11 protein-coding genes are annotated in these 15,716 nt (G+C 36.5%); all 11 read left to right on the forward strand.

Going from position 1 to position 15,716, the window contains the following annotated elements:
* Positions 1-98: 98 nt before the first annotated feature.
* The 11 genes from hrpB to CWS31_RS02220 all read left to right on the forward strand — a co-directional run bounded on the left by hrpB (position 99) and on the right by CWS31_RS02220 (position 15,681).
* Positions 99-2,756, forward strand: coding sequence for an ATP-dependent helicase HrpB (gene hrpB, locus CWS31_RS02170; RefSeq protein ID WP_101343457.1), 2,658 nt, complete (start codon positions 99-101; stop codon positions 2,754-2,756).
* Positions 2,757-2,941: 185 nt separating this feature from the next.
* A complete protein-coding gene (gene mrcB, locus CWS31_RS02175; RefSeq protein WP_101343458.1) occupies positions 2,942-5,215 on the forward strand; it encodes a penicillin-binding protein 1B in 2,274 nt (757 codons plus the stop codon).
* A 200-nt stretch (positions 5,216-5,415) separates the two neighbouring features.
* Positions 5,416-5,817 (forward strand): YebG family protein, encoded by a 402-nt coding sequence (locus CWS31_RS02180; RefSeq protein ID WP_101343459.1) that lies wholly within the window; start codon positions 5,416-5,418, stop codon positions 5,815-5,817.
* Between the two features lie 136 nt (positions 5,818-5,953).
* On the forward strand, positions 5,954-6,730 hold the full coding sequence (locus tag CWS31_RS02185; RefSeq protein WP_101343460.1) for a M48 family metallopeptidase: 777 nt from the start codon (positions 5,954-5,956) through the stop codon (positions 6,728-6,730).
* Positions 6,731-6,951: 221 nt separating this feature from the next.
* Positions 6,952-7,317, forward strand: a complete 366-nt coding sequence (locus CWS31_RS02190) for a response regulator (RefSeq protein WP_101343461.1) — start codon at positions 6,952-6,954, stop codon at positions 7,315-7,317.
* Positions 7,314-7,925, forward strand: a complete 612-nt coding sequence (locus CWS31_RS02195; protein ID WP_101343462.1) for a chemotaxis protein — start codon at positions 7,314-7,316, stop codon at positions 7,923-7,925. Before CWS31_RS02190 ends, CWS31_RS02195 begins: the two co-directional genes overlap by 4 nt.
* Positions 7,926-8,051: 126 nt before the next feature.
* Complete coding sequence (locus tag CWS31_RS02200; RefSeq protein WP_101343463.1) at positions 8,052-9,047, forward strand: sensor domain-containing diguanylate cyclase; 996 nt, start codon at positions 8,052-8,054, stop codon at positions 9,045-9,047.
* Between the two features lie 469 nt (positions 9,048-9,516).
* On the forward strand, positions 9,517-11,988 hold the full coding sequence (thrA, locus tag CWS31_RS02205) for a bifunctional aspartate kinase/homoserine dehydrogenase I (protein WP_101343464.1): 2,472 nt from the start codon (positions 9,517-9,519) through the stop codon (positions 11,986-11,988).
* A complete protein-coding gene (thrB, locus tag CWS31_RS02210) occupies positions 11,988-12,959 on the forward strand; it encodes a homoserine kinase (RefSeq protein ID WP_101343465.1) in 972 nt (323 codons plus the stop codon). Before thrA ends, thrB begins: the two co-directional genes overlap by 1 nt.
* Before the next feature lie 75 nt (positions 12,960-13,034).
* Entirely contained in the window at positions 13,035-14,339 is a 1,305-nt protein-coding gene (thrC, locus tag CWS31_RS02215; protein ID WP_101343466.1) for a threonine synthase, read from the forward strand.
* Between the two features lie 298 nt (positions 14,340-14,637).
* Positions 14,638-15,681 (forward strand): hypothetical protein, encoded by a 1,044-nt coding sequence (locus tag CWS31_RS02220; protein ID WP_101343467.1) that lies wholly within the window; start codon positions 14,638-14,640, stop codon positions 15,679-15,681.
* Positions 15,682-15,716 lie beyond the last annotated feature (35 nt).

Genomic DNA, 15,716 nt, shown 5'->3' on the forward strand with positions numbered 1-15,716 from the left:
AATACTTGTTATGATAATGCTTAACCCAAGTCGAGGTTAGGTAATGAATTAATCAATTTCTTTAAGCTCACCTTTAATTAGAATTCAAGAATCTATCAATGTCCGTAGCCACAGTTTTACCTATAGAAGCCATTAAGCAACAGTTTTGCCAAACACTTGATGCGCAAAATATGCTGATCTTGTCGGCCCCTCCTGGGGCGGGTAAATCTACGTGTTTACCGCTATGGTTATTAACTTTACCTAGCTTAGCAAATAAGAAAATATATTTGCTTCAACCGAGACGTTTAGCGGTCAAAAATATCGCTACATTTTTAGCTAAACAATTAAATGAAAAAGTTGGAGAGACCGTTGGTTATCGATTACGTAATGATAGCAAAACGTCACTTAATACGCGTCTTGAAGTGATCACTGAAGGTATATTAACGCAAATAATTCAAAAAGATGCCGAACTAGAAAATACAGCTTTAATTGTCTTTGATGAATTTCACGAGCGCAGTCTACAAGGTGATTTAGCGTTTGCTTTAGCTAGAGAGGTACAAACTGAATTACGGGAAGATTTAAAAATATTATTAATGTCTGCGACATTAGATATTGATTACTTAGCACAAGCTTTACCCGATGCGCACTTTCTAAAAAGTGACGGTAGAAGCTTTCCAGTCGAAATTAATTATCAAGCGCCAAAAACTAACCAACGCTGGCGTGATCATGCATTGCTGGTTATCAAAGAAAAAATGCTTAATCACCAAGGTTCTATTCTTGTTTTTACGCCAGGTATCGCTGATATTCGTTTTTTATTGAGCCGTTTAACGGATTATCAATACGAGTATCAAAACGAAAACCCAAATGAGTACCAAGCTGAGCTGCAAACAGAATTACACATAACCCATGTGCAGATTTGTCCGTTATACGGAGAGTTGAGTTTAAAAGAACAACAACAGGCAATAGCACCTTGTGCACCAGGACAACGCAAAATTGTATTAGCCACTAACATAGCCGAAACTTCACTTACCATTGACGGAATAGATCTAGTCATTGATTGTGGCCTTGAAAAAGTCGCTGTTTTTGATAGTGCTAGCTTGATGAATAAACTAGTGCAAAAGCAAATATCTAAAGCATCCGCAGTACAAAGAGCTGGGCGAGCTGGGCGCTTAATGCCAGGACATTGTCTTCGTTTATATGGCAAAGATGATTTTGAACGTAGACCACTTCATAGCGTAAATGATATTCAACAGGCTGATTTATTACCCACTTTAATTGAAGCTGCGCGATGGGGAGTATCACGTTTAGCCGACTTACCTTTGTTAGAATTACCGAGCAATATTAAAGAACAGCAAGCGTGGCAAGAGTTACAAAGCTTAGCCATAGTTAATGATAAATATGCATTAACTATGCATGGTCAAAAAGCTTCACAACTACCTTGTCATCCGCGTTTTGCGCATATGATTTTAATGGCACAACAGTTAAGTGATAACACTGCTTTATTAGCCTGTTTAATAGCAGCTTTACTCGAAGAAAGAGATATTTTTAAAGCAGAACAGTCACGATATGATTGTGACTTAAACCATAGATTACAAATGTTTGTGCAGCAAAAACATTATAAAAATGCCGTGCATGAAAGAATTTTGCAACAAGCTGTCCGTCTTGCTCAAGCTATTAAGTTACGCTTTAGTGTGCAGTCACTTAACCTTGAAAAAACAGGAATATTATTGGCTTATGCTTATCCTGAACGGATTGCAAAATCACGTGGTAATCATGGTGAATATATATGTGCTAATGGTAAAGGAGCATTAATTAATGAACAAGATGCCTTAGCGAGCGAAGATTATATTGTTATCGTCCAAACTAGCCAAGCGGCTTTTAAGGGAAGCAGCAATTTAACCGTGAGGTTAGCCTGTTACATTAATTTTGATGACATCACTAGGTTTTTTTCAACCAACATAAAGCAACAAGACACTGCCAGTTTTGATGCTAAAGTCGGTCGACTAGTTGCCAAAAGACAAACTTTATTAGGAGCAATTGTTTTAGCGGAGCAATCATTAACTAAAGATGTTAGTGCCTCAGACATTAGCGCTATGTGGTGTTCTTTAGTGCAGCAAAAAGGTTTAGATTTTTTACCTTGGCAAGCTAAAGATCTAGCTTTGAAAACTCGTTGGCAATGGCTTAACAAATATTGCCCAGAGTTTGGTTTAGTTATATTGAGTGATGAATTTTTGTTAGCTAATTTATTCACTTGGTTAGCGCCTTTTGTGGGTGATATTAAAAGCAAAACTCAAATGGCGAAGTTAGATATATCAGCAATGTTATTATCGCTATTAAATTATCAACAACAAAAAATATTAAACAAAGCTGCACCTAGTGTTTACATTGGCCCAACAGGTAGACATTGTCCTATAACTTATTCGCAAGAACAATCGCCGAAAGTATCATTACCTATGCAAGAATTGTATGGTTTAACTCAAACTCCTATGGTTGGCATTATTGATGGTATCAATGATGGTATCAATGAAAGTATCAGCAACAATGAACTTAACGGCAAAGGAAAGAGTAATCAAGGTGTTGCTTTACTGTTAGAATTACTTTCTCCAGCACAACGTCCAATTCAAGTAACGCAAGATTTAGTTAAATTTTGGTCAGGGAGTTATCAAGCAGTACAAAAAGATATGAAAAGTCGTTATCCTCGGCATTATTGGCCAGATGATCCTATTAACGCTAAGCCAACAAATAAAACTAAGCGTCATATTAAAGAACAAATTTAACTAACCTCAACTCGGGGTAATATCAACGCTGGATTTGATTAATCATTTAATTGGTAAGAAAAGCTAAAAATAATTTTGTGAAATATAAGCTCGGTTGTTCAAAGAATAAGTTCAATAAATCAGTTCAATCATTAAACTCAACATAAAAATTCCCATTTTCAATACACAAGAAGCCTAGCACTTTAATGAATATAGACAACACACTACTACGTAAAATCGCGATTATCTTAGGCAAGTTAACTATTGCGGGTATCTTCACTTTGGTGATTTTTTCTATATATCTCGACGCAAAAGTTAGAAAAACATTTGAAGGGCAACGCTGGCAAGTACCTGTACAGGTTTATGGTCAACTACAAACATTGCAGTTAGGTGAGCCACTCAATTTAGTTGAAATAGCGGAAAAATTATCCCTTAACGGATACCAAAAAGTAAACTTTGTTACACGCACAGGACAGTTTGCTCAATCAGCAGAGAAAATAAATATTTTTCAACGTCCGTTTGAATTTATGGATAGCTCACACCTTGCACAACAATTAAGTATAACCGTTGTAAACAATAATATAGTTGCACTAAGTCGAGATAAAAAAGCTGTTAATTCTATACAACTGGAACCACAATTATTGGCGCGTATAGTGCCAGATAATAAAGAGGATCGCGTTTTAGTATCCCTAGAAGAAGTACCAAGTGACTTGATTGATACCTTATTATTGATTGAAGATCGTGATTTTTATCATCATCATGGGGTGTCACCTGTCGGTATTATTCGCGCTCTATTTAAAAATATAAGTGCAGGAAGAACGGTACAGGGGGGCAGCACGTTAACGCAACAACTGGCTAAAAATATGTTTCTTAGTCGCGATAGAACCATAACGCGAAAGGTACAAGAAGCCTTAATGGCTGTAATTTTAGAACTTAGGTACAGTAAAGATCAAATACTTGAAGCTTATCTTAATGAAGTTTATTTAGGTCAAAACGGTGCTCATGGCGTTTATGGTTTTGGCTTGGCAGCTCAATTTTACTTTGATAGAAAAATTGACCAACTAACGCCTGCGCAAATAGCTTTACTAATTGCACAAGTAAAAGGTCCTAGTTATTACGATCCGTGGCGTCATCCTAAACGTGCTCTTGAGCGACGTGATCTGATCCTCAGATTAATGTTCGAACAAAATTCATTAACTCTCGTTGAATTTGAACAAGGTGCAGAGTCTGCATTATCTATAAGGGCGAATAGACGATTAGCTAAGAATAAATACCCAGCCTATTTAGATTTAGTGAAAAGTGAACTTAATCAGCATCTGTCGAGTTTCACACAAAAGTCAGGTATTAAAGTGTTTACTGGTTTTTCACATCGCAGTCAGCAACTTTTAGAGAAAACTGTCACCGAGCAGTTAGTTGTTCTTGAGCGCCAACTTCAACAAACTGATTTAGAAGCTGCTATGGTAGTTACTGATATTGCTAGTGCTGAAATTCGTGCTGTGGTTGGCGGCCGAGAAAGCGGCTATGCGGGGTTTAATCGTGCCATCAATGCCAAACGTCATATTGGCTCATTAATTAAACCTGCTATTTATGCCACAGCATTAAATAAATACTCACAATATAACTTAGCGACTATTTTGTCAGACAAGGCGATTACTTTAAAAAGTGACACAGGTAAAAAATGGCAGCCGAAAAATTATGATGGCAAGTATCGAGGGCAAGTATCATTAATTGAAGCGCTGATCCACTCGCTAAATGTTCCCACTATTAATCTGGGTATGAGTGTAGGTTTAGATCCCATTGCCACGACCATTAAAGACTTAGGTTACCAGAATAAAATAGCAATGCGGCCTTCGGTATTACTTGGCGCACTGAGCATGTCGCCTATAGAGATTAATCAATTATATTTGGCTATTGCTAATAAAGGTTATGCCCAAGAAAGTCACGCTATTACTAAAATACTATCAGCGGATAATGAAGTACTTTGGCAGGTAGGTGAAACAGGTAAGCAGCGAATATCTGCCGAGAGTGCCTATTTAGTTGATTATGCACTAGGGCAAGTGACAAAAGTTGGCACCGCAAGATCACTTACATGGCGCTTAAACAGCAAAGATATCGCAGGAAAAACGGGCACAAGTAATGATTTACGCGATAGCTGGTTTATTGGCTACGATGCTAAACACCTTGTCACCACTTGGCTTGGTAAAGACAATAACTTAACAACAGGCCTTACGGGAAGTAGCGGCGCATTACCATTATTTGCGGATTTCATGAAAAAGCAAGGTGTTGTTAACAAAATTGAGCAGACGCCTGCAGGCGTAGAGCCTACTTTATTTGAAATTAAAACAGGCAATGCGGTAACTGAAGACTGTGCTAATACTGTTGTTTATCCTGCGGTGAGTAAAGGTATTTCGATATCAAGTAGTTGTTTACAAGTCAAAGAAGATAACCGCTCGTGGCTTGAAAAACTCTTTGGTAATTAATTATGAATAGTTAACCTGTACGATAAATATGGCGTTATAAGCAGAATAAAATCGATTTATTATGGTTATATTTATCAAGTGGACTGTTTATATATACAGTTTTTTTTAGCTGTGCTATTGTAGTTAAACTATTTTAGTCAATGTTATTTTTTAACAGAATTTTGCATATTTACTAATTCAAAGGTAAACGAGGAAAGCTAATGGCAGTTGAAAGTCGGTTTGTAGTAATTAGAAACGGGGTAGAGGCGAAAACATTTATGGATAAGAAATCAGCTGATGAATATGACAAAATGTTGGATATGGCTGATAACTTGAGTCTAATGTTCTCCCAATCTACCGTTGAATTAAGTGATAGCGTTAACGAAGAATTAAGTATTTTCTTAGCTGAGCACAGAGAAGAAGTGTTAGTTGCTTTATTGGCTAAAAAGGCACCAGCTAAAAAAACTGTGGCAAAAAAGCCGACGGCTAAAACGGTAGAAGATAAACAAGTAATGTCTACTCCTAGCGCTGAAGTCGTTGATATTGAAGAGCAAAAGACTGCACCTAAAGTCAAAAAAACAAAAGCTAAAATTGCTGACGAAAAACTAAGTGAAGCCGGTTAGTCGTAGTTAACCAATATTTAGTTAATTATTGGGTGATGTGTTAGTTCAGCATGAGTTCAACTTTAACTCGGCTTTAACTTCGCTTTAGTTTAACTTAAGATTTAGATTCAGTCATTTTGCTTATGGTTTACTTTTAATGCTTGAATACCAACTGGTTCGTAGTAAGCGTAGAAAAACACTGGGTTTGCAAGTTAAGCATGGCCAGATAACGGTTCGCGCACCACATTATGTTAGCACTGATTTTATCGATACTTTTGTACAGCAAAAATCTGCATGGTTGCGCAGTAAGATTGCAGAGCACAGTAAAAGGCCAATTTTTTTTGATTTTACTCAAGACGCCACTTTATTTTTTTTAGGTGAAGCGCTTACCCTTAATATTGGTTTAGCAAAGCATGGCAGCGTCTTTATCAGTAATAAATTAATAACTGATTTTGACACCTTATCCGAAACAATGGACAACACGCCCATTAACTCATCTCTACGACAATTAAACGTAGTACTCAGTGAAAAAATAGCCAATAGATTAACTACGCCTGTAGCTAAAGTGATACAAATCAAAAAGCAATTAGAAGCTTACTTTAAACAAGAAGCAGAGCAGCTAATTATTGAACGCCTTGAATTATTGAGTAAGCAAACGTTGCTAACACCAACACAGGTAACTATTCGTCAATACAAAGCCCGCTGGGGGAGTTGTAACAACCGCGGGGAAGTAAGTTTTAATTACTTATTGATGATGACACCAATATTCGTTATTGATTACGTCATTATTCATGAACTATGTCATTTAACTTATTTAAATCATTCGAAAGATTTTTGGCAATTGGTTGAAAAATATTGTCCTGATTACCAACTCGCTAAAAATTGGTTAAACACTCATCACGCCGAGTTAACTTGGCAGAAGCCTATTTGTTAATATTTGTCTTCAAATTATTATTATTTCCAATAACTATTCCCATTATTTAGATGCTAGTAAAACTGTAATTTTCATAATCCAAAATAACGTTTGTAAAGTCAGTTTTTTTATTACAACTTGATATATGAATACTTTATAAGAAAAAAGCGAATTGTTGATTAACAATTGCTTTTATTTAAGGTAAGTTAACTACAATATAATAATATAAGGTTTTTTCTTTTATGAGCCCATCAGTGCTTATTTGTGATGATTCAAACATGGCCAGAAAACAAGTACTTCGAAGCCTTCCTGAGCATTGGCAAGACTCCGTTCAAACGGCAACTAATGGTCTGGAAGCGCTGAAAATATTACGCGGTGGCAGTATTGATATCTTGTTTCTTGATTTAACTATGCCAGGTATTGATGGTGTAGGGGTTTTACAGGGGATTCAAAAGTTAAAGCTTAAACTGAATGTTTTTGTTATTTCAGCCGATATCCAGCCTGAAATGCAAAGTAAAGTTAAAGCCCTTGGTGCCAAGGAGTTTATACGTAAACCTGTAAAAGCTGAGATATTAGTTAATTATTTACAACAGCATGACTTATTATGAGTGAATTTAATCTAACTGAAGATCAACTAGATTGCTTACAAGAGCTTATTAATATTGCAATGGGCCAAGCTAGTGATCAACTGGCTCGTTACCTTGACACTTTTGTTTACTTAGAAGTTCCAAGTATAGAAAGTGTTGACGCGCAGGTGTTAATGAGTGGTTTAAGTGAGCAAAAAAATACCTTAGCAGTAGTTAGCCAAGGCTTTTTTGGTCATGAAGGTATCCGCGGCGAAGCGCTATTAGTATATCAAGAAGAAGACTCTGGCCGCATTTCAGATTTACTCGGTTATGAGCCAGACGAAGCATCGCAAGATGAGCAATTAATAGATATTAGCTCTATATTAACGACCACTTTTTTGAATGTATTTGCTCGTCAAATAGAGAATCAAATGTCTTATAATGCGCCTAAATTATTACCTCATGTGCAAAGTAATTTAGCTGAGCATGTACAACATATGCCATTTACTTGGGATATAGCTTTAAAGGTCAATATAAATTACCAGGTAACGGATTACTCTTTTAATTGCAATATGATTTTATTAATCCCTGAAAAAGCGATCACGAAAATAAAGTTAGTGCTGGATCGTATCTTAGCTGATCTTTCATAAGGTTTTAAATACTAGGTAATTAACGGATGCTTTAACTATACGTTTTAAAGGTTGAAGTTAAATAACTAACCAAGTAAATAAGCAAGTAGTTAACCAAATAAGTAACCGATATTGAGTAATATTTTCATGGGTAAGTCAAGTTCGTTGTCAGCATCAAATAACCCCACAAAACGGGCAGTCAATGAGCAGGTAATTAAACAAATTAATGATCAAGTTGCTAATCAATTAAATACAGGGATATTAGTAGTTGATAATGAATTTAACATTGTCGTCTGCAACCGTTTTTTAAAAGTTCATACCGATAAAGATATCAACAAAATTATTGGCCACAATATCTTTCTAGCTTTTCCTGAGTTACCTGAAGTATGGCTAACTCGTAAATTAAATGGTTGCATGCAATTAAATACCCCTGGTTTTTGTTCTTGGGAGCAAAGACACCACCTATTTGAATTACCCCATACTAGACCTATTTCTACCGATAGCGAATTTATGGCGCAAAATTGTACTTTTCTACCTATAAATACAGATGAAAATGGCATTCATGTGTGTATTTTAATTGAAGATGTTACCGATGTTTGCCATTACCAAACTAAATTACAAAAAACCTTAGATGACTTAGCCTTGATGAGTCGTATTGACGGTTTAACTCAAGTTTATAACCGGAAACATTGGCAAGAGTCATTACAGCAAGAATATGCTAAAGCTAGGCGTTATAATAAAAGTCTGTCATTGATCATGCTTGATTTAGATTATTTTAAATTACTAAACGATAATTTTGGCCATCAATGTGGTGACATGGTGTTAATTGAAGTTAGTGCCTTGATCAGCTCGCTATTAAGAGTAGAAGATATTTTTGGTCGATATGGTGGTGAAGAGTTCGCCATTATCTTACCAGAAACCAATATAAATGGAGCTTTAGAGTTAGCCCAACGAGTGTGTAAAAATGTTGCTGCAGCGGCTTTAACGTATAACGAGCAAACGCTCAATGTGACGATAAGCTTGGGTGTTGCTGAGTTAAGTAAGCATGAAACAAATTATGAAGAATTAATCACCCTTGCTGATAAAGCCTTGTATCAAGCTAAACATGATGGACGTAATCAAGTTAGTAGTTTAACCGCTTAGCTGTATCAACCTCAAACTACCTGACAAGTTATTCTTGGTGTAAATTGATATAAAAAAATTTGCCCATAAACTTATGAAATTGGTAGCTGTTTATTTTCACAAAGATAAACTTCGTTTTATTCCCTAAAATTATAAATAATTTGGCATAATTTATAACCTTTTAATTGTGATTAGTTATCGTTAATTAGCATTAAAGATTGACAATTAACGTGATTTAGGGCATTTTAACGCCATGAAATTTTACAGCCGCCACATTATTATTATTACCACCACCACTCCTATTGGAATGGCGGTCGCTGGCTAACGTGTAAAAAATGAAAATTTTATCGAAGCCCGTGACCTGTAAAGGTAACGGGCTTTTTTATGCTTACTGTGATGAGTTAATAGCTATCGATTTATTATAGGGGAGCTCCCTTGATATATCAGTTAAGCAGTTTACTTATTAAATATCTCTACAAAGGAAGAAAACATGCGTGTACTTAAATTTGGTGGCTCCTCATTAGCTTCAGCTGAGCGTTTTCGCCAAGTTGCAGACATTATTAAAGACAAAAGTGAATCATCAAAGATTGCTGTTGTTGTTTCAGCTCCTCAAGGGGTAACTAATCATCTTGTGGCAATGGCTGAAAATATCACTGATGAAGCAAAATTAGAAACTGATTTAGGTCACTTTAAACGTGCAATTACCACCATTATTGATGATTTGTCAGCATCTATTGAAGGTTTTAATCATCTGCATTGCGAGCAAGCATTAACTAACTACGAACAACAGTTATCACGCTTTATGCATGGCGCAACTTTACTTACTTTTTGTCCAGATCATATTCGTGCACGTATTATTAGCACTGGTGAGCGTTTAAGTGTTGCTATTCTTGAAGCTGTTTTACAAAGCTACGGCGAAACAGTATCGGTACTTGCTCCAGAAAAATTTCTTTATACCAATAATTCATCATTGAATGCGGTTGCAGATTTAGTACTTTCTAAAGATAAATTTAAAACAGAATATAGTGACTTAGCTAACATTTCACTTATGCCTGGTTTCTTTGGTGTAAATGATGAAAGCGGCCAACAACAAATTACTACCTTAGGTCGCAATGGCTCTGATTATTCTGCTGCAGTTTTAGCTGTGTGCTCTGACGCGGAATGTTGTGAAATTTGGACTGATGTTGACGGTGTTTATAACGCAGATCCTCGCTTTATTAAAGAAGCTAAGTTGCTGGATTTTTTATCTTATCAAGAAGCAATGGAACTATCTTACTTTGGGGCCAGCGTTTTACATCCAAAAACAATTGGTCCAATTGCGCAATATCACATTCAATGCTTAATCAAAAATACCAATAATCCAAATGCACCAGGTACGTTAATATCGAAAGACAACGACCAACAAAAACGTGTAAAAGCAATTTCAAATCTTGATGACTTAACTATGGTTAATGTTTCAGGACCCGGTATGAAAGGTATGGTTGGTATGGCGAGTCGTGTTTTTGCAACCATGAGTCGTAAAAATATTTCTATCGTATTAATCAGTCAATCATCTAGCGAATACAGCATCAGCTTTTGTCTTTACTCAAGTGATGCACAGCTTGCCAAAGAAAGTTTACAAGAAGAATTTGAATTAGAATTATTAAATGGTTTATTAGAACCACTATCACTTAAATCTGAATTATCTATTGTGTCGCTTGTGGGCGATGGTATGCATCATCAACGAGGCGTAGCTGCTAAATTCTTTAGCTCGTTGGCACAAGCGCGCGTTAATGTTGTCGCTATTGCACAAGACTCTTCAGAGCGCAGTATCTCAGTGGTAATTGAACAAAAACAATGTATGGACGCTATGAAAGTCAGTCATCAAAATTTCTTTTCTAAGCAACCAACAATCGACGTATTCTTAGTAGGTTGTGGTGTTGTGGGTAGTGAGTTAATTGCACAAATTTCTCGTCAACAAGAAAGCTTAAAAGAGCAAAATATTGCCTTAACCGTTTATGGTATCGCCAACTCTAAAGGCATGGTTGTTAATAAAGAAGGTATCGATTTAGATAACTGGCAAGACGCTATGGCAAATGCTAGCGACGTATTACCGGTAAGTGCAGAAAGCCTTAAAACGTTTGTGAGCGACAATAACTTAATTAACCCAGTATTGGTTGACTCTACCTCAAACGAAGCATTAGCAATGAGCTATGTTAGTTACTTAGCTGAAGGCTTTCATGTAGTTACACCAAACAAAAAAGCTAATACAGATTCTTGGGAGTACTATCAAGAGCTACGTACTATAGCACAAGAAACTAACCGTCGTTTCTTATACGAAACAACGGTTGGTGCTGGCTTACCAGTAATTGATACTTTGCAAGGTTTGATTAAAGCCGGTGATAAACTGCAACGTTTTGAAGGTATATTATCAGGCTCACTTTCTTACATGTTTGGTAAGTTAGATGAAGGTATGTCGTTATCTGAAGCTACAGGTATTGCTAAATCAAATGGCTTTACAGAGCCTGATCCGCGTGATGATTTAAGCGGTATGGATGTTGCGCGTAAATTGTTAATTATGGCGCGTGAGTCAGGTATGCAATTAGAAATTTCTGATATCAATATTGAGCCGGTATTACCTGCTGATTTTGATGACAGTGGTGATGTTGATACTTTCATGAGTAATTTAACTAAACTTGATGCTGATTTTTCTGAGCGCGTAGCCGCAGCAAAAGCTGAAGGTAAAGTATTACGTTACATTGGCAATATTATTGATGGAAAATGTCAAGTATCTATTGAATCTGTCGGCGCAAACCACCCACTTTATAGCATTAAAGACGGTGAAAATGCGTTAGCTATTCACAGCCGTTACTACCAACCGTTACCATTTGTTCTACGTGGTTATGGGGCTGGTGCTGCGGTTACAGCCGCAGGTGTATTTGGTGACATTTTAAGAACATTAGCATGGGAGCAACAACACTAATGGCAAATAGTGATAACAGCGTATCGGTTTTTGCTCCTGCTTCAATTGGCAACGTAAGTGTTGGTTTTGATGTATTAGGTCTGGCAGTCAAACCAATAGATGGTACTTTATTGGGCGATGTGGTAACTGTTGCAGCAAGCACAGGCAATGATAGCTTAACGGTTATTGGACGTTTTGCTGAAAAATTACCAAGCAATAAAGAAGATAATATAGTGTGGTCTTGTTTATTACTTTTCAATGATGCTTTAATTGCCGCAGGCCAAACACCTGTAAATGTTGCGCTTACATTAGATAAAAAGATGCCTGTTGGCAGTGGCTTAGGATCAAGTGCTTGTTCTGTTGTTGCTGCACTTGCTGGCTTAAATGCTTTTTATGCTAAGTTCCAATCATTTAGTTTCGATGAAAATACCGTACTTAAAATGACAGGGCAAATGGAAGCACAAATTAGTGGTAGCTTGCATTATGATAACGTAGCACCATGTTACTTAGGTGGCTTGCAATTAATGGTGCCTGATGTAAACGTGATCTCACGCCATCTACCTACTTTTGATGAGTGTTTTTACGTGATGGCGTACCCAGGCATTGAAGTATCAACCAAAGCTGCACGCGACGTATTACCAACAAGTTATAGTCGCAGTGATGTGATTAGTTATGGCCAAAACTTAGCAACCTTTGTTGATGCTTGTCATCGTAATGATAAACAACAAGCTTTTTCTGTATTAACAGATGTTGTTGCTGAACCTTACCGAACGAGTTTGTTACCTAAGTATCAAGAATCGCGTGATTATTTAACAGCACAAGGTGCTTTAGCGGTGGGGATTTCAGGCTCAGGACCAACACTTTTTTGTATTTGTGATAGCGAAAGTCAAGCCGAGCAATTTGCTTTATGGCTGAAAGAAAATTATTTACAAACATCACTTGGGTTTGTTCATGTGTGTAAAGTCGACGAGATCGGCGCAACAGCGCTTTAAAAAATAATTAAAGCATTAAACATTTGAGTGCAAATACCGAGTTAGTAGTACCCAACCAGATTATTAGGAAAAATAGTGAAATTTTATAATTTAAAAGAAAATGATGAACAAGTTAGCTTTGCACAAGCCGTAAAGCAGGGCTTAGGAAAAAACCAAGGTTTATTCTTTCCATCTACTATGCCAAAGCTTGATAACATTGATGAACTATTAGCATTGCCAATGGTAGAGCGTAGTGTGCAAATATTACAGCCGTTTGTTGAGGGGGATTTAACGAAAGAAGAGTTAACCGAAATAGTGACAGACGCCTTTAACTTTCCTGCTTTGTTACAGCCTATTTCTCCTGATAGAGCAATTTTGGAATTATTTCATGGTCCTACACTAGCGTTTAAAGATTTTGGCGCCCGTTTTATGGCTAAATGTTTACAAGCTTTTGTAGCAAAAGATGCTAAAGCAACAGGTATTACTAAACCGTTAACAATCTTAACGGCAACTTCAGGTGATACGGGCGCTGCGGTTGCACACGCTTTCCACGGCATAGACAACATTCGTGTTGTTATTATGTACCCGAAAGGAAAAATCAGTTTACTACAAGAAAAAATGTTTACTACCCTTGGTGGTAACATTGAAACATTAGCAATTGAAGGTGATTTTGATGATTGCCAAGCGTTAGTAAAACAATCTTTTGATGATAAAGAATTAGCCAATACTATCGGCTTAAACTCTGCTAACTCAATCAATATTAGTCGCTTATTAGCACAAGTGTGTTATTACTTTGAAGCCGTTGCACAATTATCTCGTGCAAAAAGTGATTTAAGCCAAATCATTTTCTCTATTCCAAGCGGTAACTTTGGTAACTTAACAGCAGGCTTATTTGCTAAAGCTATGGGCTTACCTATCAAACGCTTTATTGCGGCAACTAATGCTAACGACACTGTGCCACGTTACTTAGAAACAGGTGAATGGACTCCACACACAACAGTAGCAACTATTTCAAATGCGATGGATGTTAGTAATCCTAATAACTGGCCACGCGTTGAGCATATGTTAAAAAGCGGTATAGTTGAAGATGGCTGTGTAAGTTCAGTATCAATTGATGAAGAGCAAACTCAATCAACCGTTATTCAGTTATCTAAACTAGGCTATATTAGTGAACCACATGCAGCTGTTGCTTATAAAGCACTACAATACAGCGCTATTGAAGGCGAGTTTGGAGTATTTTTAGGAACTGCACACCCAGCTAAATTTAAAGAAGTGGTTGAAAGCATTTTAGGCTGCCCAATTGGTTTACCAAAAGAGCTAGCTGATTGTGCTGGCGAGCCAATTTTGTCTACTGATATGGCGGCAGATTTTACTGATTTACGCGCTTACCTTTTAGCGTAATTACTTCGCGTTTTAAGTAATGCTAATAACCAGTAGTTGGTTATTAGCATTACTAGAAATGATTAAAAAGCTATCACCTAGGTGATAGCTTTTTTATTATTTAACCTGAGTTTTTTCTTGAATTAAGGATAACTATCTTACTAGAGCTAACAAATAATTGTTACCTTGATTATTATTTATTCGCTCAAAATTCGTACATGAAAACAATTTAAATAAATCCAATATATCAACTATTTGTGAATTAATTTATAATCCGCGCAGGGATTACCCTAATAATAAAAATTAATAAGGATATATTGTGTTTAAAAAATTAACCGGGCTAACTTTAGCCACTATTTTTGTTACAGGCTGTAGTGTTACACCTGCTAAAGTCGCCTTACAAAAAAACTCACCCACACATAAAGTGAATGTTTATTCTGTTATTGAACAAGAGCAGTTAAATGCGCTTTATCCAATTCAAGATAGCTCTGCTGTTTCAGCACAATTTGGCTTAGTTGGTGCTCTAGTCGGAGGGGCCATAGATGGATCAGCAAATAATTCTGCAGCAGAAACTGCCGAAGAAAACTTAGTTGCAATACGATATGAGTTAAAAGACCTAGACTTTGATCAGATTTTTGAAGAAGAAATTAATAAAAAACTATCTGGCAATGTAAATGTCGATAAAGTACGAACGCTTAAGTCAAAAGACGCAGTTAAAGACGAACTTAAGACCGGCGAAGTTTATTTAGAATTAGATACCCAATACATGATGGATATGGATTTTAGAACTCCATTTATTGTCACTAACGTTAAGATAGCTGAAAAAAATAACAAGAAAAGCACAAGCTCAGATAAGGTTTTATATAAAAATACTTTCACGTATTTTGGTACAACATTACCTGTACCAGTTAAAGAGTTAAACCCTGAATTAGAAGCTATGGTACGTGCTGATTGGAAAGCTCAGCCTTACAGCGTTCGTTCTGATAAGGTGGCAAAAAGTAACTATAAAAAAAGGTTAAAAGCAGCAAGGCGTGCTAATAATCCTGAGTTAGACTTTGATGAAGCAAATGTAATATCAGCTAACGCATGGAGCACTGAATACAAAGAAGAGTTACAAAACAACTTACGAAAAGGTATACAAAACTTATTTACTCTTATTGCCAGCGATATTAAAGACTCAACTGATCCGCTTTCTTATGCTAAGAAAGGTGTAACAATGAAAGGTTATCCTAAAAACCATAAATCAGTGGTTGTAGTTGAAACTGAAGAAATGCAAGTGATTAGGTTTACTGAAGGCACAAGAGCTGGTGCAATTTGTGCTATGCCAAATATAGCAAGCACTGAAAAGTTAGTGTGTTTATAATTCATTAAAGGTTTGTTATAACTGCTTTACAGTGA

Origin of the sequence: Colwellia echini (assembly GCF_002843355.2) — a bacterium.
GTDB classification, from domain to species: Bacteria; Pseudomonadota; Gammaproteobacteria; order Enterobacterales; family Alteromonadaceae; genus Colwellia; species Colwellia echini.

Excerpts from the sequence above, each read along its gene's own strand:
- CWS31_RS02185 (WP_101343460.1), top strand. The coding sequence starts at position 5,954 with ATGCTTGAATACCAACTGGTTCGTAGTAAGCGTAGAAAAACACTGGGT.
- thrB (WP_101343465.1), top strand. The coding sequence starts at position 11,988 with ATGGCAAATAGTGATAACAGCGTATCGGTTTTTGCTCCTGCTTCAATT.
- CWS31_RS02190 (WP_101343461.1), top strand. The coding sequence starts at position 6,952 with ATGAGCCCATCAGTGCTTATTTGTGATGATTCAAACATGGCCAGAAAA.
- mrcB (WP_101343458.1), top strand. The coding sequence starts at position 2,942 with ATGAATATAGACAACACACTACTACGTAAAATCGCGATTATCTTAGGC.
- thrA (WP_101343464.1), top strand. The coding sequence starts at position 9,517 with ATGCGTGTACTTAAATTTGGTGGCTCCTCATTAGCTTCAGCTGAGCGT.
- hrpB (WP_101343457.1), top strand. The coding sequence starts at position 99 with ATGTCCGTAGCCACAGTTTTACCTATAGAAGCCATTAAGCAACAGTTT.
- CWS31_RS02200 (WP_101343463.1), top strand. The coding sequence starts at position 8,052 with ATGGGTAAGTCAAGTTCGTTGTCAGCATCAAATAACCCCACAAAACGG.
- CWS31_RS02195 (WP_101343462.1), top strand. The coding sequence starts at position 7,314 with ATGAGTGAATTTAATCTAACTGAAGATCAACTAGATTGCTTACAAGAG.
- CWS31_RS02180 (WP_101343459.1), top strand. The coding sequence starts at position 5,416 with ATGGCAGTTGAAAGTCGGTTTGTAGTAATTAGAAACGGGGTAGAGGCG.